Origin of the sequence: Myxococcus sp. MISCRS1, assembly GCF_026626605.1 — a bacterium.
Taxonomy (GTDB): Bacteria; Myxococcota; Myxococcia; order Myxococcales; family Myxococcaceae; genus Myxococcus; species Myxococcus fulvus.
The window spans coordinates 2,440,833-2,460,350 of sequence record NZ_JAPNKB010000001.1 but is presented as its reverse complement, the minus strand read 5'-3'; the positions used below and the strand labels follow the sequence as shown (position 1 = coordinate 2,460,350).

At 67.2% G+C, this 19,518-nt stretch carries 15 protein-coding genes, 1 tRNA gene and 1 pseudogene; 8 read left to right on the top strand and 9 right to left on the bottom strand.

The features are described 5' to 3' along the window. Window positions 1–24: 24 nt before the first annotated feature. The 4 genes from OWM54_RS09385 to OWM54_RS09370 all read right to left on the bottom strand — a co-directional run bounded on the left by OWM54_RS09385 (window position 25) and on the right by OWM54_RS09370 (window position 6,098). Window positions 25–2,940: a cell wall anchor protein gene (locus OWM54_RS09385; RefSeq protein WP_267697240.1), complete on the bottom strand. Its 2,916-nt coding sequence runs from the start codon at window positions 2,938–2,940 to the stop codon at window positions 25–27. An 862-nt stretch (window positions 2,941–3,802) separates the two neighbouring features. Next, the gene (tnpC, locus tag OWM54_RS09380) at window positions 3,803–5,305 is read right to left on the bottom strand and encodes an IS66 family transposase (RefSeq protein WP_267697239.1); all 1,503 of its coding nucleotides are present in this window, start codon (window positions 5,303–5,305) and stop codon (window positions 3,803–3,805) included. A gap of 26 nt (window positions 5,306–5,331) precedes the next feature. Then, window positions 5,332–5,712 (bottom strand): IS66 family insertion sequence element accessory protein TnpB, encoded by a 381-nt coding sequence (gene tnpB, locus OWM54_RS09375; protein ID WP_267697238.1) that lies wholly within the window; start codon window positions 5,710–5,712, stop codon window positions 5,332–5,334. After that, window positions 5,706–6,098, bottom strand: a complete 393-nt coding sequence (locus tag OWM54_RS09370; protein WP_141332663.1) for a hypothetical protein — start codon at window positions 6,096–6,098, stop codon at window positions 5,706–5,708. Before OWM54_RS09370 ends, tnpB begins: the two co-directional genes overlap by 7 nt. A 180-nt stretch (window positions 6,099–6,278) precedes the next feature. Here OWM54_RS09370 and OWM54_RS09365 point away from each other — a divergent pair, with 180 nt between their 5' ends. The 3 genes and pseudogenes from OWM54_RS09365 to OWM54_RS09355 all read left to right on the top strand — a co-directional run. Continuing rightward, on the top strand, window positions 6,279–6,467 hold the full coding sequence (locus tag OWM54_RS09365; protein WP_267697237.1) for a hypothetical protein: 189 nt from the start codon (window positions 6,279–6,281) through the stop codon (window positions 6,465–6,467). After that, the gene (locus tag OWM54_RS09360) at window positions 6,454–8,556 is read left to right on the top strand and encodes a recombinase family protein (protein WP_267697236.1); all 2,103 of its coding nucleotides are present in this window, start codon (window positions 6,454–6,456) and stop codon (window positions 8,554–8,556) included. The genes OWM54_RS09365 and OWM54_RS09360 overlap by 14 nt, the downstream gene beginning before the upstream one ends. Before the next feature lie 10 nt (window positions 8,557–8,566). After that, window positions 8,567–8,809: pseudogene (locus OWM54_RS09355) on the top strand (transposase domain-containing protein); the annotation flags it as partial. Between the two features lie 157 nt (window positions 8,810–8,966). Here the strand turns inward: OWM54_RS09355 and OWM54_RS43365 are convergent. The 5 genes from OWM54_RS43365 to OWM54_RS09335 form a co-directional block, all read right to left on the bottom strand. Continuing rightward, entirely contained in the window at window positions 8,967–9,434 is a 468-nt protein-coding gene (locus OWM54_RS43365; RefSeq protein WP_420715371.1) for a winged helix-turn-helix domain-containing protein, read from the bottom strand. A gap of 185 nt (window positions 9,435–9,619) precedes the next feature. Then, entirely contained in the window at window positions 9,620–11,773 is a 2,154-nt protein-coding gene (locus tag OWM54_RS09350; protein ID WP_267697235.1) for a hypothetical protein, read from the bottom strand. Between the two features lie 264 nt (window positions 11,774–12,037). Beyond that, window positions 12,038–13,390 carry a DUF2079 domain-containing protein gene (locus OWM54_RS09345; protein WP_267697234.1) on the bottom strand — a complete coding sequence of 451 codons (1,353 nt, stop codon included), beginning with the start codon at window positions 13,388–13,390 and terminating at the stop codon, window positions 12,038–12,040. A gap of 498 nt (window positions 13,391–13,888) precedes the next feature. Next, a tRNA-Asn gene (locus tag OWM54_RS09340) sits at window positions 13,889–13,961 on the bottom strand. 67 nt (window positions 13,962–14,028) lie between these two features. Next, window positions 14,029–14,313, bottom strand: a complete 285-nt coding sequence (locus tag OWM54_RS09335) for a hypothetical protein (RefSeq protein ID WP_267701225.1) — start codon at window positions 14,311–14,313, stop codon at window positions 14,029–14,031. On the opposite strand from OWM54_RS09335, the gene OWM54_RS09330 reads away from it, so the two are divergent. The 5 genes from OWM54_RS09330 (at window position 14,221) to OWM54_RS09310 (ending at window position 19,507) form a co-directional block, all read left to right on the top strand. After that, window positions 14,221–15,300, top strand: a complete 1,080-nt coding sequence (locus OWM54_RS09330; protein ID WP_267701111.1) for an RsmB/NOP family class I SAM-dependent RNA methyltransferase — start codon at window positions 14,221–14,223, stop codon at window positions 15,298–15,300. The two genes, OWM54_RS09335 and OWM54_RS09330, sit on opposite strands and share 93 nt — an antisense overlap. Window positions 15,301–15,396: 96 nt before the next feature. Then, on the top strand, window positions 15,397–16,296 hold the full coding sequence (locus OWM54_RS09325) for a S66 peptidase family protein (protein ID WP_267697233.1): 900 nt from the start codon (window positions 15,397–15,399) through the stop codon (window positions 16,294–16,296). Next, entirely contained in the window at window positions 16,293–17,483 is a 1,191-nt protein-coding gene (locus OWM54_RS09320) for a serine hydrolase domain-containing protein (RefSeq protein WP_267697232.1), read from the top strand. The genes OWM54_RS09325 and OWM54_RS09320 overlap by 4 nt, the downstream gene beginning before the upstream one ends. Beyond that, entirely contained in the window at window positions 17,476–18,948 is a 1,473-nt protein-coding gene (gene mpl / locus OWM54_RS09315; RefSeq protein WP_267697231.1) for a UDP-N-acetylmuramate:L-alanyl-gamma-D-glutamyl-meso-diaminopimelate ligase, read from the top strand. Before OWM54_RS09320 ends, mpl begins: the two co-directional genes overlap by 8 nt. A 1-nt stretch (window position 18,949) precedes the next feature. Continuing rightward, window positions 18,950–19,507: a TlpA disulfide reductase family protein gene (locus tag OWM54_RS09310; protein ID WP_141332040.1), complete on the top strand. Its 558-nt coding sequence runs from the start codon at window positions 18,950–18,952 to the stop codon at window positions 19,505–19,507. Window positions 19,508–19,518 lie beyond the last annotated feature (11 nt).

The following is a 19,518-nucleotide window of genomic DNA, read 5'->3' as shown; positions in this document are numbered from 1 at the left end:
GCTCCCTGGCGTGTGGACGCGGTCCTACCGCAGGGGCACGCGCTTGAGCCTGAAGGGCGAGGGGCTCTCGCTCATCGTGAAGTAGCTCGCGCCGTTGGCCTCGTACTCCATCGCCTCACCCTGGCCCTCGGCGGTGTCGGTCAGCGTGACGGGCGTCGCGAAGATGGCCGACTCGAAGCCAAGCCCCGGCGTCGCACGGAACTCGTAGACGGTGCGGTAGGTGCGAAGGAGGAAGCGATCCGCGCATGGGTGGATCGCCGCCGCGGTCGCGGCCGAGAAGTTGGCGTCTCCGTTCAGCGGCAGTTGGATGGTGTGGACGTGGATCAGCGTGGCCTGCACGCCCGGGGTCAGCGGCCGGGGGAACTTGTACACGCCGCTCTTCCCCGTGCCTCCGTCCTTGGTGACGACGTAGATGTCCCCGGTGGTGGGGTGCACCATCAGCGACTCCGCGTCCTTCGCGCCGTCCGGATAGACGAACGGGAAGGCCTCGGCGACGAGCCCCCCCGAGGTCTGGCCGTTGGCGAGATCCGGCTCGGGCACGCGGTAGATGGTGAACGACGTGGGGGTGCCACCCGGAGGGAAGTTGGCGCTCCACTTCCCGATGTCACCGATGAAGATGCACGAGCCGCTCGGGCAGGGCCCGGTCGCGAGGTCCTCCCAGTCGGCCGGCGTCACGTTGGTCACGTTGAACGTGCCGAGGGTGCTCGCGTTGAGGGTGTTGATCGCGACGATGGCGGTTGTGTCCTCGTTGTGCACGTAGAGCGCGTTGCCGACCACGCGGCTCGCGGCCAGGCCCGAGGGCTCCACGATCTCCGGCGCGGTCACGGTGCCCTGGAGCGTGAAGGTGGTCGCGTACGTGTCGCCGACCACGCAGGTGGGGGCGTTGGCGGCGCGCAGGACGACGACGTGCGCGGTGTTGGTCTGCGCGAACGCGGAGCTGCCGGAGAGGCCCGTCTGGAGGCCCGGCGCGGTGAGCGACCGGTAGGCCGCATTGAAGAGCAGTCCGTTGGCGTGACCCAGGCACGCGTCGAAGGACTCGGTGAAGCCGAGCGGCGGCTCGATGCCGGTGGTAGGGCAGGTGGCGTCCGGCCAGACCTGTGAGCCGTACCAGACGGCGAGCCCACCCGCGCTGCCGGTCACCACGTCGGGCACGGTGAACGACGCGGAGTCGCCGTTCTTCTGGCCCGCGTGCACGTCGATGGGCTGGACCGGGTCGACGCCGCTGAAAGCCTCCACGCTCCCCGCCATGTGGGTGGTCGCGTCCAGTCCGAACGTGTAGCTCGCGGGCTCGGAGGCGCCCGCGACGCGGTAGAAGATCCAGGTGCGGATGGCAAAGGCGCTCTGCTCCGAGCGCAGGAACGTCCAGCCGGCGGGCGGCGTGACGGTCGCGGAGATGTTGTTGCGCACAATCACCCGCGCGATGAGCGCGTCGTTGGGCGCCGTCCCCGACGGCTTGGGAATCGACAGTGAGGCGAGCGACAGGCCGCTGTTGCGCGAGCTCCCACGCAACGCGACCCCCGAGGACGGCGCGACCTCGGCGCGGCGAAGGGCGACGACCTGCGCGACGTTGGTCTCGGCGAACGTCGAGCTCCCGTTGAACGGTCCCTGGAGGCCGGCACCGGTGAGAGGCATGAGGGCGGCGTTGAAGACGAGGCCCTGGGACGAGGACACCAGGCAGGTGTCGTAGGTCTCGGTGAAGCCCGCGGGGGGCTCGATCGCCGAGGTCGGACACGCGGCGCCGGTCCACGCCTGCGCGCCGAACCAGACGGCGGCCCCGCCCGCGGTCGAGGTGCTTAGCTGCGGCGTCGTGAAGGTCGTCGAGCCGCTGGTGCTCTTGCCGGCGTGCGCGTCGATCGGGTTGACCGGATTGACGCCGGCATACGCCACGAGGTTGCCGACGAGGTAGCTCGCGAGGGAGCTCTGGAACGTGTGGCTCGCGGGCTCGCTGGCGGTGGCGACGCGGACGAAGACCCAGCCGCGGATGCTCCAACTGCTCATGTCGGTGCGCACCAGCGTCCAACCCGCGGGTGGGGTGAGCTCGGCGCCGATCTGGTTACGGTTCGCAAGGTGCGCCAGCAGCACGTGACCGGCGGCGACGCCCGTGGGGGTCGAGAGGGTCAGGCTGGTGACCGTCTTGCCGCTCGCGTGCGCGGTGCCGACGAGGGTGATCTCCCCGGTGGTCGGTGGCTGGAGGGGACGCAGCACCACTGCATGCGTGATGTTGGTGTTGGGGAGCGTGGAGCTGCCGGTGAAGGCGGGCTGGGCACCCGCGGCCCCGAGCTGCGAGGTGGCGGCGCTGTGCAGCACGCCGCGCGTCGACGAGACGAGGCAGGTGTCGAGCTGCTCGGTGAAGCCCGCCGGAGGGGTGTGGACCGCGGGGCACGCGGTGCCTCCCCAGACCTGGGCCGAGAACCACACCGCGAGGCCATTCGCGGACGACGTGGTGGCGACGGGCAGCTCGAGGCTCGCGCTGTTGCCATTCTTCTGGCCCACGTGAACGTCGATTGGCTGGAGCGGATCCGCGCCCGACACCGCGACCAGGGTGGCCGCCATGGCGCTGGCGAGGTCGAGGGTGAAGGTGTGACTGCTGGGCTCGGCCGCGCTGGCCACGCGGAGGAAGAGCCAGGACTTGATGGCCGAGGCGCTCTGCTCGGAGCGCAGCAGCGTCCAGCCAGCGGGTGGGGTGGCGATGGCGGCGACGGCCTCGCGATTGCTCAGCTGCACCACCAGCACATCTCCGGCGGCCGTACCGACGGGGGTGGGGATGGAGAGGGTGGTGGTGGCCAGGCCGCTCGCGCTGGTGGTTCCTCGCACGGAGAGCGTGGAGAGGCCCTGGGCCGTCGTCGCCTCCTGGACGTCGTCGGGCGGCGCGAGCTCAGTCGTTTCGCAGGCGGCCATCAGCAGCGCGGCCGCGAGCCACAGACTTCGGAATGGAGTCATGGTGTTTCAATCGGGGTGTCGACACACCGGACTGGAGGTCCGGGAATTGGCCATGTGAAGGACCCCGAAGTGCGAAGCGCAATCGACTGTCATGACACGGGAAAGTTGCCGTGAAATGGTTGGAATCGTCGGGTGCCATCGAAAGATGGTGGCAGTCCTGTCCATGCGGTCACGCTGAGTCCTTGGAGAACGAGAAGCCCAGGGATATCCGCGCGCGGTGCAAGGGCGCGAAGGGCGGTCTGCACCCCGAGGGGTGGGCCTTGAGGCAAGCCTCGTGACCGTGGCGGTGACAGGCTCGTGACATGTGATGCCTGGAGGAACTCACGGACCCATCGGATGAGCGTCCCGAAGCGGCAACAGGTCGAAGCCGCACGACTGGGGGCGCCGACAGGGGAGAGCGCTCTGGTGAAGCCCACTGACAAAGCCCTGTTTCAGCGGGGTGGGCGAGTGCGCGGGCCGTCACGATGCGTGGACGCCCAGTCGAGGCCCCGTCAAATGATGCCTCCGGGGGCTGAGCCGTCACAACTACGCGAAGGCCGCAGGACGTCCCCTGCAGAAGGAATTCCGAGCAGAAGGAGCGAGGCGGGAGCGGGATGACAAAGCCCACCATTAGTCCGCAGGAACTCCGAGCGAGGATAGGCCATCAGGCGAGATCTGCCCCGGCGCTTACAGCGCCCGGGCCCACCATCCGCTTCACCAGCTGCGTCTTGACTGCATCCGTGTACGGCACCGCGTCCTGTCTGCTATCGCCCCCAAGGCGTCGTCAGCTCGGCCTCGCCGCCGAGGCGACAACTTCGTAACTGTTCGCCGTGCCCCGTCCCGGCGCCGTGCTGACCGGCTCGGGACGGCGGGGGAGCGGGTGTCAGTCCTGACTCTTCGGAAGTGTGACTGTGCCTGGGTTCTCGATGGAGGCGAGAGCAGCGCGCCGCAGATAGTGCCCGGGGTCCTCACCCCGCAGGCGTGCCGTCTCGATGAGGGAGTAGAAGATCGCTGCGACCTCGGTGCCTCGCTGGGACTTGCTGCCGTAGTGATTCTTCCTGCCCATCACCATGTCGCGCATCTGTCGCTCCACGTGGTTGTTGTCGATGGGCACCACGGGGTTGCGCAAGAAGACGGTCAACCCGTCCCACAGCTTCAGCATGTACTCCAGGGCCTTGCGGAACGCGCTGCCCGGGGCGGCTCGCTGCCCCAGGGCCCACTGCCGGATGCGCTCGACGACTGGCGCGGAGTGCTGCTGGCGCACGGCGAGCCTCTGCGCGAGCGCGACCGAGCGCATCTCTTCCGAGAGGGCGTACCAGCCGGGCAGATCCGCCTCAATGGCATACACCTCGCCGATGAGTTTCAGCACCTCTTCGCAAGCGGGCGCGAATTGCTTCGCCTCGAAGAATTTGCGGCGCACGTGCGCCCAGCAGAAGGCCAGCGTCGCGGGGGCGGGCCCGTCCGGGCCGGACTTCGTCGCCGTCTGGTATGCCGCGTACCCGTCCACCAGGACGACTCCGGCGTAGTCATCCAGCACCGCCCTGGCCGTCGCGCCGGAGCGGCTGGGGAGGATGCGGTGGAAGACGGTGTCCGGTGAGGCCACCGTCCAGGCATACCATTTGGTGCCCGGCCCCTTTTCCAAGAGCAGCCAGTACGTCTCGTCCGCGTGAATGACGGGCGAGGTGAAGACTTCGGCCAGCAGCGCCTCGTAGGACTTCTGCAGGTGGCCGGCCAGCGCGTCCAATTGGTCCCAGAGCGTCTGCGCCTCCACCACCAGGCCCTCGCGCAGGTACAGCCGCTGCTGACGGGCCAGCGGCAGGTGGAAGCCGTACTTCATGAGGGCGACATAGACGGCGAAGTCCAGCGAGTAGCGCCCCCCGGGAATGGACCGCGGAGGCGCCGGGGCCGTCACCGGCGCACAGCCCTGGTGGCAGCGGTACTTCTGCCGACGCACACGACGCAGCACGAAGCTTCTCTCGACGACGGTGACTTCCTCGCAGTCCTCCGTCTGCCCCTCCCACGTGTGCAGGCCTCCGCCGCACAGGCCGCAGAGACGGTCCGCCTCGTCCAGCGGCAGCAGGACTTCTTGCACCTTCAACTCAGGCTGGGCCGTGGGGCCGTGGCCGCGCTGCGGCTTCGTGCGCGGAGGCTTCGCGGGCTTCTCCCCGTGCCTCTCGCTGGAGGCGCCGAATAGACGCTTCTGCAAGAGGGCCAACTGCTCCTTGAGTCCCGCGAGCTCCAGTTGCAGCCGCGCCTGCGCGTCCTCGCCCTTGAGCCGGGCATTCTCGAGGGCGAGGGCTTCGAGGCGCTGGTGCAGCCGGGCATTCTCCGCCTCCAGCAGGCTGGCCACCTGCTTGGCCGTCTCCAAGTCTCGAAGTTGCTCCACGCGCGTCATGACTCCCCTGCTGGGTGCTACATCACACCGCCTATCGCAAGGACTTTGTCGTCCACGGCCGGAGGCGACAGCTTCCACCGCCCCGCCAGCTCGCAGCCTTCCAGGAAGAGGGACAGCTCACTCACCGTCAGTTCCACCGCCTGCGCGCCCTCCTCGCTCCAGGGCCTGGCGAAGCGTCCCCGGAAGAGCCTCTTGGTGAGCAGCACCAGGCCCGTGCCGTCGAAGTGCAGCACCTTGGCTCGACGCCGACACCGACCGACGAAGAGGAAGACGTCGCCCTTGAGCAACTGTTGTCCCAACTGCTGCTCGACGAGCGCGCTCAATCCATCGAAGCCCCGGCGCATGTCCACCGGAGCCGCGTACGCGAAGACGCGCACCGCGCGCGTGAGCGTCAGCACCCCAGCGTCCCCAGTAGCTGCGCGGCGCTCTCCACGCTCAGTCCTTCGACTCGCCAGCCGCCCGGCGACACCAGCACTACCTGCTGCACTCCCGGCCCCGCAGCTGCGGCGGGACGTGCGCTGACTCGCACCGGCACCAGGGCCGCGCTTGTCTCAACGGGCTTCGGACGGGAGCGGCCCTTGCGCCACTCGTAGAGCGTCGGTCCGGACACGCCCAGCTTCTTTCCCGCGTCCGTCACTGTCCCACCCGCCGCCACGGTGTGCTCGGCGTAGCGCACCGCGAAGGCGCGCAGCGCCTCGGGGAACGGCAATGAGCCGCTGCGCCTCCCTGCCTTCAACCGCTGCGCTTCCTGGCGGAACTGCTCCAACTCCTTCTCCAACTCCACGGACCACCTCCTGGCGTGTGGCCAACGGTGGTCTCATGAGCGGCTCGGTCCGTCACGACGGGGCACGGCGAGGTCTTACGGTTTCGTTGGAGGCACTTCGCGATTTGCGCCGGTTGCTCGACGCGCAGGCATCCGAGCACGCGTCGGCAACCACCTCAGGCTTGAGGGTGGAGGTCGCGCATGGCCAACCACCAGGAAAGGAAGCCGAAACAGCTCTCGCTCCCGCTCGGAAGGGCGCCGAGTCCCCGGGTCACCGAAGAGCAGCACCACCAAGTGGTACTGCTGCTCGCGCAGTTCCTGCTGAGCACGGTGCCTCCGCCAAGCCGCGGCGACGGCGCCGCGACGGAGGCCGGCGATGAACCGTACTGAGTTGCCGGAGACGGTCCTGCAGCGGCGCGCCATCGTCTACGTCCGTCAATCCACCGTCGCGCAGGTTCAGGACAACGTGGAGAGTCAGCGCCGCCAGTATGCGCTCGCTGACCTGGCGCGCGCCTACGGATTCCGTGACGTCGTCACCATCGATGAAGACCTTGGCCGCTCGGCCAGCGGGACGATCGCCCGTCCGGGCTTCGAGGCGCTGGTAGCACAACTTTGCCAGGGCCGCGTTGGAGCCGTCTTCTGCCTGGAGGCTTCCCGGCTGGCGCGCAACGGTCGTGAGTGGCACCACCTCCTGGAGTTGTGTGGCCTTGTGGATGCTCGCGTTGTCGACGGCGACGGTGCCTATGACCCGAGCGTGCCGAATGACCGGCTACTCCTCGGGCTGAAGGGGACCATCAGTGAATTCGAGCTGACCCTGATGCGCCGCCGGCTCATCGACGGAGCGCAGGCCAAGGCACGGCGCGGGGAACTCCATATTCCCGTGCCGGTCGGTTACCTGTGGGCCCAGGGGCCTGCCTTGGAAATAGACCCGGACCGGCGCGTGCAGGAAGCCATCCGTACGGTATTCCGACTCTTCGCGCGCCTGGAGAGCGCACGGCAGGTGCATCTGTCCATGTGCCGTGAGCGCCACCTGTTCCCACGGCCGAGCGATGGCAAGCGGTGGGGGGCACCCAGGTGCTGGACGCCACCGACCTACCGCAACATCATCAGCGTGTTACAGAATCCTGTCTACGCAGGCGTGTATGCGTATGGGAAGTCGACCCAGCGCACCCAGCTTGTCGAGGGGCGCCTTACGAAGAGCTACGGGCACCCCCGTCCCATGCACCTATGGACGGTGCTGCTGAGAGACCATCATGCAGGCTACATTTGCTGGGAAGAGTTCGAGCGCAACCAGGAACGCCTGCGGCGCAACGCGCACCGCCGCCCTGCTGGCAGCGCGAAGTCGGCAAGAGGCGGAGGAGCCCTGCTCTCGGGCCTGCTGCGTTGCCGCCGCTGTGGGCGCATGCTCCTCGTGGCGTACACCGGGCGTCCGCCGCGCCGCGCGCGCTACCTCTGTCACCGGGGCCGGGAGGCCCACGGCACCGCGCCCTGCATCTCCTTCGGCTCCTCTCGGCCGGACGACCTCGTTGCGGCCGAGGTGCTGCGAGCCGTCGCTCCCGTCGCCGTGGAAGCAGCAATAGCCGCCATGGACCTTGCCCAGCAGCAACACGCCGAGCGGCGGCGCGCCCTCGAACTCGAGAAGGAGCAGGCGAACTACGAGGTGCGTCTCGCACAGCGTCGCTACGAAGCCGTTGACCCGGACAATCGACTCGTCGCCGCCGAGTTGGAAGCGCGATGGAATGCGGCACTCACGCAACTGCGTGCATGCGAGCAGCGCGTCAGTGAGCGGGAGCCTTCGTCTGCCTCCGTCCCGGACCGCGAAGCGCTGTTACGTTTGGCAGGCGACCTGCGCACAGCATGGGACGCCTCAGGGGCGGATGCCGCCTTGAAGCAGCGACTGGTGCGTACCCTGATTGAGGAGGTAGTCGTCGACATCGACGATGCTCGCCGAGAGCTGGTGCTCATCATTCACTGGCGGGGTGGGCAGCACTCAGAGGTGCGAGCACGCAAGCCCGCCACGGGAGAGCACCGCAAGCGTGCCTCCGCCGACGCCGATGCGATGATTCGTGCGATGGCTGGCGAGCAGTCGGACGCGGCCATGGCGGTACGTCTCAACCAGGCGGGCCACCGAACTGGCCACGGCCTTGCGTGGACCCATAGGCGCGTCGCTGCGTACCGACGGACGGCCCGAATTCCAGCCTACGCCTCTGGCCGGCAGGACAGCGGCTGGCTCACCATGCGGGATGCTGCCGCAGCCCTCGGCGTGCCGAACCAAGCCATTCGAAAACTCATCCAGTGTGGGCTTCTCCCCGCCAAGCAGGTGATGCCGGATGCTCCGTGGCAGATTCGAGCGGAGGACCTGCGAGCGACACACGTGCTTGAGGCCGTCCACAAGCGACGTAGGAGCCCTCGCGGCGCGAGCAAGCCCCGCCGTCGCGTGAAGCGGTCGACAACGCCCCGCAGAGGTGACGCACAATGAAACTCCCATTGCTCTGGGCCGGAAGAACTTCCTCTTCGTCGGGCACGAAGCCGCCGGAGAGAACCTTGCGGGCCTCTACGCGCTGGTGGCCACCTGCGAGGCCAACGGCGTCAATCCCGAGGCGTACCTGGCCGACGTCCTGCTACGCGTCCAGACGCATCCCAACTCGCGCATCGCAGAGCTGCTGCCGCACGAGTGGAAGCGTCGGCAGACCACAGGTCCTCCCGAGTCGCACCTCCAACCCATTCCCTGAACACCCCTCCGGTCGTGGCGTCTACCGGGCACGGACCTCGTCCGTCTTCAACCGCTTACGCCACGTCGCTGACCGGACGGATACGATGCTGGAGACTTCGCGCCGCTTGTCACGCCGGCGCAAGGTGGGCGGGTGCCCGACGGCGCCCAGGTAGACGCTACGCGGGCCCGAAACGAACTACCCGTCTCGTCCACGAAGGCAATGGCCCGCTCGCTTCTTCGAGCCCCCTTTTGATACGGGGCCAGTCGCGCTTGAGCCATGCTTCCACCAACGCATCATCACGCTCCTTGGCCCGCGTGCGGGGCTGCTGCGGACTCAAACCCAGCCGATGAAGGGGCTCGGCCAGGTAATTGGGGTGGTAGAGCACTCCGAACGTGCGGTGGATGAGGTGCGCCACTCGCGTGAGCGTCCAGCGCTCAGTCGGGAAACCGCAGGTGCGCGCCCCTGTCTGTACCAGCCCTGCCACCTGCCGCCATTCGTCCGCGCTCAACTTCGACGGCCGGCCCGTGCGCGGCCTCGCCTTCAACCCGCGGGGACTGCCGCCTGCTTCATACAGTCGCCGCGCCCAGCGGCTGACGGAGGCCTCGCTGACCCCCACACGGCGCGCTACCTCCACCTGCGACAGCTGCCCCCGTCACAGGAGTCGCCCGGCCGCAAGCCGCCGCTCCTCAAGCTGCTGGGCCGTCCAGTGCTTTGGCTGCCACGCCATGGACACCCCCTCCATGACGTAACCCCTCAGACCCTTACCCGACTTCCCTGAAGGGGGTTAGGAGCACCATTGGTGTCGAGCTTGATCGAAGCCGAGTCTGATTACCGGTCGAAAATCGAGACTCGGTCGACCCTCAAGTACGAGGTGTCATGCCACTTCAGGCGGGTCTCGATTTGATGGCGTAGCCGGCCATTCAGTGAGAAATCCAACGGGAAGTTCTGGTACATGAACGACTGGATGAATGCGGAACGGGCGATTGTCCTGGATGCTATGACAGTGTTGGAGGTGCTGTCGTAGACTTCGATCGTCGCGACGTTTCCTCCAGTAGTCGTGACGTCGATCAGCATACGGAATACCGCCGTCATCGGGCCATCTCCCCAGTAGTCTGCATATGGACCGTAAATGAGGTAGCCTTGGCTGTCAGTTGCTGTATTTGCTGACCATCCATCTGCTTCTTGTCGCCCTATCGCTTTCGCGAGTTGGCTTCCTTCGGCCTCATAGACGAATGGGAGAATGAAGTCGGACGGAAAGCTGATGCGGCGTGTTGTCTCTATGGAGCGGGTCCCGCCCCCAATCGGGATTGAGATGCCTCGATTGAGAACTCCTCCTCCAATCTCCATTCCTCCGTGGGCATAACATGCGCAGAACCCATTGCCATCGTTATCGGAAGGTCCTAGAGATTCCAGCTTGATGGAGTCCCCGCGTGAAGCTCTTCCTCGAGCGCTCCAGGAAAGTGAAGTGCCAGCCCAACTCCATGGCTCGTCTTGGACTGGTAGAACGGGCGGGATCCGAGCAGTCCATTGGTTGGCTGGAAAAGTGTATGGAAGAACAGGGCCTGTGATTGTGATGTCGTCTGGTCGGACTGTGTGGAACAGAGTTGCTTTGGTTGGTTGCGTTGCTGGGAGCTTTGATAAGACTATGCCTCCAATGACGGACCAGACTTCGTCGCCAAAGCCCGGATTACCCGCTGGATTCTCGAACTGATATGTACGATCGAAGTAGTTTCGGTCGCCGTATAGAATGTAGCCGAGATGAAGGTAGACGGGACGACGTACTCCGTCAGTGAAGAGCATGTTTTGGTGGCACCGGTCCCCATCACGAATGCCATCGCGTGCTGCGTCAGTCTCTTTAGTGATGGGGGCTCTGTAGGCCAACTTGAGAGAGCTTGGGGTCAGCTCGTTCACGGTTGCGGCGAGTTTTCTGGCCCATGCGATGCGGTTGTTGTTGCATGCTGTCCAGAGTGGGATGTCGTTGTCCGTGACGGCGTCAGCTTCATTGATGCTGTACCAGTTGCAGATGCGTCGTACGCAGGAAGTTCCTTGGCAAGATTCGTCCGTGTCGCACTGTCCATTCCCATTGGGATCCTCCTCCGGCTCGGGAATTTCGTGTGGCAACTCGAAATGCTCGGCGCCGCTGTATCCTGGTAGCCAGGTCCCATTTCCATCTTCGGCCACCCCGAGGAAGTTTATCGGGCGATTTGTGGAGGGCTCTGCATGGAGAAATTCTAGAGAGTTTCCTGTGGCCCCGTTAAGGAGCCAAAGGGCATTCATTTTCCCATAGAAGCCTGTTTGGTCGATCCATGCCATGTAGTGACGCCCTACAAAAATGAGGTCGCCGGTATTGGGTCCGTCTCTCCTGAGTTGGGATGCAACGGGATCATATGTTCCAAATCCAAGGCCTTCGACTGCTCGGCGAACCAAGGTGCTGACGTGGGTTATCGAGCTTAGTGAGAGGTTCTTGATCGCCGGTTCGCCTGCGCTGAAATCGTCGATGTAGACTGTGACTTTGTCGATATTCATGAATGCTCGATCGAGCCAGCGCAGGCGAACCTCCATTTGCTCTGAAACGCATGGTGCGAGGTCGAACCAGAGCTCGAATTCTTGGTATTGAAGGGGGGATGAGAAGTCTCCTCTTAGTATGTCGTGGGATGCGATGGTTCTGTCGCTGTTGTGACAGTGTATTTCTAGCTTGGCTATGGCGAGATTGTTGCTGGTTGTGTTGTCGGTCATGAGCCGAAAGACGGCCTTGCCGGCACCCGTTCCCCAGTTTGTCGCGTAAGGCCCGAAGACAAGATAGCCGGAGTTCTGGTTCGAGACGCTTGCGGCCCAGCCAGATGCGTCGAGGTATCCAATTTCGTGTGCAAGTTCGGTTTCTGCTTCGTAAACGAAAGTCCTGTCGAACGAATCGGCGAGTGCCATTGTGGTGCAGAGTAGCGTGGCAAGGAAGACGGTGATGCGGAATTGGTTTCTGGGCATGTGAGTTACAGTGTCGGGTGTAAATTCTCGAAGGGGAAATAAGGGCCTAACGCATGCTGATCGACGCTCACCGCACATTCGTTATGCTCTGTGGTCGCCCTGACTCGTCTGGCTGTGTGTCGCCCGCGTGAGGAGATGTGTGACTGATCTGTCGTGATGCGAATTTCGACACGTAAAGATTGGTGGGGTGTTTCTTGTCCGGGCTAGCCATGGCTGTTCGAGGACGACGAGTCCAAGAATGGGGCTCGAGTTGTTGACGTGGGCTTAGTAGTGCGCGGTGAATCGCCCTTTCGCCATGAAGACATACTTGTCGTCGATGAGAACTTGTGTGCCTACGTCCTTGCGCCACACGTCGATGAGTTCGCTCACCCGCTCGGATGTCAGGGGCCAGACGTCGCCATGGGGAGGCTTCTCAACGAGCACCCACTCGTGGACGCGTCCCTCGTCGGGCTGAGGACCTCCCACGGCGTAGATGTCGTCGCGGTCCGCCAGCGGCGCGACGAGATTGCTGCCGAGCAGTGCCGAGCCCTCGCGGTGCTGGTGGAGCAGGTCCAGGCCTCGAGCCAGACTCGCCAGTCGCTCCGGTTCCGCAGGGCAGTGACGCGGAGAGGTCAGCGGGGAGGTGAGGGAGCTCGTGAGCTTCCGGAGGTTCGGCTCGTTGCTGGCGAGAAGGATGACGCCGGTGGAAGCGAGGACCCACGCGGGTGGCCTCCGGGCGCGGAGCACTGGCAGGAAGCCCATGAGCGCCGCGGCGACGAGCGACAGGCCGTAGTGGAACCGCCAGGACATGGCGAGGAAGCGGATGCCCAACATCGGCAGGAGTACCAGCAGCCAGGCCCAGTCCGGCCTCACGCGCTCGCGCCACGCCCAGAGTCCCAGCGGGACGAACAGCAGTACCAACGTGCCCATTCGTGACAAATGCGGTGGCGCCAGCCGGAGCGAGATGTAGTGCAGCCAGCCGCCTTCCATTCCCTGTCCCAGCCGGAAGCCGTAATCCACGGTGGGGCCAAGGAGCCAGGGGCGCAGCCCGTAGACGCCCGTAAGCCAAGCGAGTGACAGCGCGCCCACCCCTGTGGCGAGGCCGCGCTCGCCCCGCAGGAGCAGCGCGAGCGTCAACATGATGCCGCCGAACGCGAACTCCTCCTTGCAGGAAAACAGAAGGACCAGCGAGGTGAGCAGCAGCGCCGGGCGGCGCAGATGGAAGGCCACGCCCGTTAGCACCCAGGGCAGCACGGACCACGTGGTGGGGTGGACGGGGAACTTCAGGGCCTCTACCACGCTGGGACTCAATAGTAGGATCGCTGCGGGCAGGACGAGGGTCCGGCGGCTCAGCAGCCCCTTTGTCTGGAGCCAGAGCAGGGGCGCCACAGTGAGCAGCACGAAGAGGGCTTCGACGAGCAGTGCGGCCCACATCGGCGGGACGAGCCGCGCCAGCGGATGCGCCACCCAGAGGATGGGGTCGAAGTGGTCATTGAAGATGAACACCTGGCGCGCGCTGATCCACGGGTTGGGCTGGGCCAACGACAGACGCGCCACCGCCTGGGAATAGATGCCCAGGTCGAAGTTCGGGAAGCAGGCCCGCGCGGCCTGAAACCAGACGGGAGTGACGACAAGCACCAGCCAGAGGAGGACCACGAAGGGAAGGGCCAGCGCCCATAGCCAGTGCTGTGCGCGTCCAAGGCTTGAATCACTTGTGAAAGGAACCATGGTGCCGTGTCGAAGCGATGTTGGGCACGGTCGTTAACTCGTGCGTTCATCGTGCGTCTACGGTGTCAGGTACCTTGGGTCGTGTCACTGCCTTGATGGAAAGGGCCCGCCAGCAACGCGCTGAGCGGTCTTGTTCCTCTTCCATCCTCGGCAGGTCTTTTTTGAGGAACAGCAGTCTTTGGGTTGAGCGTTGTCGCTTCTGCACCGGACCTGCTGGTCGAGAGTTCAGAAGTTGCTGTTCTCGCGAAACGAACGTCCATTGACCGGAAGTCGCTCTAGCGGCGTAAGCAAGTTCGATTAGGCCGTGAAGCGGAACTCCTTGGGCTTCTTGCGCAAACCGGTCAATGCTCAGTGCAAAACAGCAAATAAAAAGGCCCCGCCAGTTTCTGGCGGGGCCTTCTTTTTCAGCTCCCCGACGTGGACTCGAACCACGGACCTAGTGATTAACAGTCACCCGCTCTACCGGCTGAGCTATCGGGGAATATGTCCTCGCTGTGGTAACGGCGCCGCAGCGATGACGCGCTTTCTAAAGAACGGAGCCTCCCCTGTCAACAGTCCCGTTTGATCCACTCTCCCGGCTCCAGGTCCAACCCTGGTCTGCCCTGGCCGGGCTCGCCCCCATTTCCTCCGAGGCCCTCTCCCTCGTGCTCGCCGGCGGCCCCGCCGAGCGCGTCGTAGACCGCACACTCCGCGCCCACCGCTCCCTCTCCAGCCCCCAGCGCCAAGCGCTCAAGGAGGTCATCTTCAACGTTGGCCTCTGGCGCCGCCGCCTCGACTTCCTCCTCGACCAGCCCGCCGCCCCACCTCCGCTCCTCCTCTTCGCCTTCCTCCACGGCCTCGCCCGTCTCCCAGCCCCCGAGTCCGCCTCCCTCGCCGGGGTAGGGGAGGACTCCACGCCCTTCCTCAACCCCACTCCGCCCCCCTCGCTCGCCCTCCGCTACTCCCTGCCGGACTGGCTCGCGGACCACCTCTCCCAGGAATTCGGCCCGGACGCAGACGCCTTCTGCGCCCACCTTAACGTCCCAGGTCCCATCACTCTGCGTACGAATCCGCTCCGCAATTCCCGGGACGACTTAGCCTCCCGCCTCCGCTCCGAAGGCGTCTCCACCCGCCCCGGCGTCTGGAGTCCCCTCGCCCTCCATGTCGATGGACCCCGCCCCAACCTCTACGCGCTGTCCTCCCTCCAGGAAGGCCGCTTCGAGGTCCAGGACGAGGGCAGCCAGCTCCTCGGCCTCCTCCTCGACGCCCAACCCGGCGAGACCGTCCTCGACCTGTGCGCCGGCGCCGGCGGCAAGACCCTCCTGCTCGGCGCCCAGATGCGCGACTCCGGCAAGCTCCTCGCTCATGACCCGGACCCCGAGCGCCTCGACCGCCTCCTCCAGCGCTCCTCCCGCGCCGGCCTCACCCGCATTCAGGTCCTCCGCTCCCCACCCACTCCGGGCCTCGACGCCCACCGCGTCCTCGTGGACGCTCCCTGCTCCGAGCTCGGCCCCCTGCGCCGGGGCCCCGACCTGCGCTTCCGCGCCTCCCCGGACGTCCTCTCGCGCTTCCCACCCCTCCAACTCGAGCTCCTCCACCGCGCCGCGGACCTGCTCCGCCCCGGCGGCCGGCTCGTCTACGCCACCTGCACCGTCAACCGCGCCGAGAACCAGGACGTCGTCGCCGCCTTCCTCGCCTCCCGCCCCGACTTCCATTCCGTCCGCCCCGGCCAGGGCTGGCTCCCCGACGCCTGCGTCCGCGACGGCTTCCTCTTCGTCGCCCCCCACCTGCACGGCACCGACGCCTTCTTCGCCGCCGTCCTCGAACGCTCGGCAGGGTAGGGGAGGGGGCTTCGAGCGACCTCGGTGTCCGTGCTCCGACGGACACCCGGTCTCGAATCCCGAGGCCCCCCGCGTCCCGGGTGGTATGAAGCGCCCGTGCGTTGGCTCAAGCCCCTCCCGCTCCGCCCCCGCGACACCGTCCACGTCGTCGCCCCCGCAGGCCCCTTCGACCGCCCGCTGTTCGAGGCCGGCCTCGCCTTCATCGCCGAGCGCTACACCCCCTCGCTCCGCCCGGACATCTCCTCCGTCCACCGCTACCTTGCCGGTGACGACGCCCGCCGCGCCCAGGAGCTCGGCCACGCCCTGACGGACCCCTCCGCCCGCGCCATCTTCTGCGCCCGCGGCGGCTACGGCAGCGCCCGCCTTCTGCCGCACCTGCCCCTCGCCGACGCCGCCCCCAGCCTCTTCACCGGCTTCTCGGACCTGACCTCCGTCCACGGCGCCCTCCAGGCCCTCGGCCGCGTCTCCATCCACGGGCCCGTCCTCACCCAGCTCGGCAAGCAGCCCCCCGAGGTCCGCGAGTACTTCTTCCGCCTCCTCGAATCCCCCGAGCCCCCGCCACCCCTCTCGGGCTCGGCCACCTACGTCCCCGGCTCCGCCGAGGGCCACCTCGTCGGCGGCAACCTCTCCGTCCTCGCCTGCCTCCTGGGCACCCCGTACCTGCCGCCCCTCGATGGCGCCGTGCTCCTCCTCGAGGACGTCACCGAGCGCCCCTACCGCCTCGACCGCATGTGGACCCAGCTGCGCCTCGCCGGCGTCTTCTCCCGCGTGCGCGGCATCGTCCTCGGTGACTTCACCGCCTGCGAGGAGCGCAACGCGGAGTACTCCAGCGCCGATGTCCTCCGGGGGCTCGCGCAGGAAGCGGGCCTGCCCTGCGCCGCGGGCTTCCCCATCGGCCACGGCACCCTCAACTACCCCGTGGCTCTCGGCACCCAGGTCCACCTGGACGCGGACGCCGCGCGCCTCACCTTCCTCGAAGGAGCCGTGCGCCCATGAGCGCCCCTCCCGAACAGCACCCCATCGCCGTCCTCCAGACGCTGCTGGACGAGGCCGTGGGCATCGGCGTCTTCCCCGCCGCCCAGGCCGTCGTCCTCCACCGCGGCATCCAGGTCTTCGGCGGCGTCGCCGGCAAGGCCTCGGGCGACACCCGCTTCGACCTCGCCTCGCTCACCAAGGTCATCAGCACCACCGCCCTGTTCCTGCGCCTGTGGACCGAAGGCAAGGTGGGCCCCGACACCCTCGTGTCCCGCTTCTTCCCCGGCTCCCCCGTGGGCGACGCGGGCGCCACCGTCGCGGACCTGCTCTACCACCGCTCCGGCCTGCCCCCCTTCGTCCCGTTCTTCGCCCAGGCCCTCACCCAACACCCCGAGCTGCTCGACGCCGCGTGCCCCTCGGCCACGCGCGCCCGGGTGCGTGACGAGGTCCTCCAGGCCGCCGCCGCCACGCCGCTCGCCGCGCCGCCTCGCACGCGCACGGCCTACAGCGACGTGGGCTTCATCCTCCTCGGCGAAATCCTCTCGCGCGCGGCCAACGCCCCGCTCGACACGCTCTTCTCCCGCCACGTCGCCGAGCCCCTCGGCCTCCAGGCCCGCTTCCACCGCCTCACCGACTTCCCCGCGGACTCCACGCCCGCTCCCACGGGCGCGACGCGCCCCCGCGAGCCCGCGCCGGGACAGGAGACGCTGTGGAAGGACGTGCCCTCCGCGCCCACGCGCCTGGGCGAAGTGGACGACGACAACGCCTGGGTGATGGACGGCGTCGCCGGACACGCGGGCCTGTTCGGCACCGCGGTGGACGTGGCGCGCTTCGGCCAGGCGGTGCTCGAGGGCTGCGCGGGGACGAGCCCCGTGATTGCTCCCGGGCCCTTGTGGCACCGCGTGCTCGCCACGGACCCGCTGGTGGCGGGCAGCACGCGCTCGATGGGCTTCGACTCGCCGTCCCAAGTGGGCTCCAGCGCGGGCCGCTTCGTGGGCGACTCACCTCCGGGGGCCGTCGGGCACCTGGGCTTCACTGGAACGAGCCTCTGGGTGGACCTGCGCCGCTCGCTGGTGGTGGCGCTGGTCACCAACCGCGTGGCGAATGGCCGCCAGGAGCTGCGCATCCGCGACTTCCGACCCGTCTTCCATGACTTCGTCGTGGAGGCGCTCGGCCTCACCGCCATCTCGCAGGGAACGCATGGCTGACGACAACGGTAACGTCCTCGACACCCTCGAGCCCGGCAGTGTGCGCCGCGTCCACCTGGTGGGCGTGGCGGGCACCGGCATGGGCTCCTTCGCCGGCATGCTCAAGGCCGCCGGCTACGAAGTCACCGGCAGCGACGAGAATGTCTACCCACCCATGAGCGACATGCTCAAGGCGTGGGGCATCCCCGCCGCCTCGCCCTACCGTCCGGAGAACCTGGACGCGGCGAACCCCGACCTCGTCATCATCGGCAACGTCATCCGCCGCGTGAATCCCGAGGCCACCGCCGTCCGCGAGCGCGGCCTCCAGCAGATGAGCTTCCCCGCCGCGCTGGGCTCGCTCTTCCTCGAGCGCTCGCACTCCATCGTCGTCGCCGGCACCCACGGGAAGACCACGACGTCGTCCCTCATGGCCCACGTGCTCGTCGAGGCGGGGAAGGACCCGTCCTTCCTCGTGGGCGGCGTCACCCAGAACTACGCGGGCAACTACCGGGTGGGGAAGGGCGCGCACTTCGTCGTCGAGGGCGACGAGTACGACACCGCCTACTGGGACAAGGGCTCCAAGTTCCTCCACTACCGCCCGCGCACCGCCATCCTCACCAGCGTGGAGTTCGACCACGCGGACATCTTCCGCGACCTGCCCCACTACGAGGCCACGTTCGAGAAGTTCGTGCGCCTCATCCCCGAGGATGGCCAGCTCGTCGTCTGCGCCGCGTACCCCAACGCGGTGAAGCTCTCGCGTGAGGGCTGCAAGGGCCGCGTCGTCACGTACATCGCCAAGGAGGGCGCGGACGCGGACTACGTCCCCAAGAGCGTCACCTTCGGCCCCGAGGGCGCGCGGTTCGAGGTCGTCGAGCGCGGCGCCGTGCTCGGCACCGTGACGCTGCCCATGGGCGGACTGCACAACGTGGAGAACGCGCTCAGCGTCATCGCCGCCGCGCGGGGGCTGGGCCTGTCCTTCGACGAAATCGCCAGCGGCCTGGCCACGTTCCGCGGCGTGAAGCGTCGGCAGGAGCCTCGCGGCGAGCCCGGTGGAGTCCTGGTAGTGGACGACTTCGCGCACCACCCGACGGCAGTGCGCGAGACCATCGCCGCCATCCACCACCGCTACCCCACGCGCCGGCTGTGGGCCATCTTCGAGCCCCGCTCCAACACCAGCCGCCGCAACATCCACCAGGAGGACTACGCCCACGCCTTCACCGGCGCCGCCCGCGCCAGCCTCAAGGTGCCCGAGCGCCACGACAAGGTGCCCGTGGGCGAGGAGCTCGACGTGCGCAAGCTCGTCGCCGACCTGCAGGCGCAAGGCATCGCCGCCGAGGGCTCCACCGACGTGCAGGCCATGGTCGACCTGGTCGCCCGCGAGTCGCAGCCCGGGGACATCCTCCTGGTCATGAGCAACGGCGCCTTCGGTGGCTTCATCGAGAAGCTGCTCGTGGCGTTGAAGGCCCGCTTCGGGGAGGGGACCTGACATGCGCCTGTGCCTGCCCGTCGTCCTCGGTGCCCTGTCGCTCGCCGGCTGTGCCCGTGCTCCGTCGATGCCGCCCCTCACGCAGCCGGCGCCCTCGGGCGTCGACGCGAAGGGCGCGGAGGACCGCAACGCGCCGCTCGTCTTCCAGGTGAAGCGCTACCCGGGCGGCGAGCCGTATGACCTGGCCAGCGACAAGGGCAGCGTGGTGCTGCTCGACGTGTGGGCCACGTGGTGCGAGCCCTGCAAGGACGCGCTGCCCTTCTACGAGAACCTCCAGCGCGAGTACGCGAACAAGGGCCTCAAGGTCTACGCGCTCAACATCGACGAGGACTCGCGCGCCATCCCCGCGTTCCTGAAAGAGGTGAAGGTGGGCCTGCCCATCCTCCTCGACGAGAACGCCCAGGTGGCCGAGCGCACCCTCAAGGTGCGCGGCATGCCCACGACGTACTTCATCGACCGGCGCGGCGTCGTCCGTCACGTCCACGAGGGCTTCAACGAGGAGTTCCTCACCAAGTACCAGTCGGAGCTCGAGGCGCTGCTCGCCGAGCCCGCGCCGTGAGCCGTGGGAGC

What these genes read in the sequence shown, in the direction of transcription:
- OWM54_RS09385 (WP_267697240.1), bottom strand. Translation starts at nt 2,940, where the DNA reads ATGACTCCATTCCGAAGTCTGTGGCTCGCGGCCGCGCTGCTGATGGCC.
- OWM54_RS09365 (WP_267697237.1), top strand. Translation starts at nt 6,279, where the DNA reads ATGGCCAACCACCAGGAAAGGAAGCCGAAACAGCTCTCGCTCCCGCTC.
- OWM54_RS09360 (WP_267697236.1), top strand. Translation starts at nt 6,454, where the DNA reads ATGAACCGTACTGAGTTGCCGGAGACGGTCCTGCAGCGGCGCGCCATC.
- OWM54_RS09350 (WP_267697235.1), bottom strand. Translation starts at nt 11,773, where the DNA reads ATGCCCAGAAACCAATTCCGCATCACCGTCTTCCTTGCCACGCTACTC.
- OWM54_RS09320 (WP_267697232.1), top strand. Translation starts at nt 16,293, where the DNA reads ATGAGCGCCCCTCCCGAACAGCACCCCATCGCCGTCCTCCAGACGCTG.
- mpl (WP_267697231.1), top strand. Translation starts at nt 17,476, where the DNA reads ATGGCTGACGACAACGGTAACGTCCTCGACACCCTCGAGCCCGGCAGT.
- OWM54_RS09310 (WP_141332040.1), top strand. Translation starts at nt 18,950, where the DNA reads ATGCGCCTGTGCCTGCCCGTCGTCCTCGGTGCCCTGTCGCTCGCCGGC.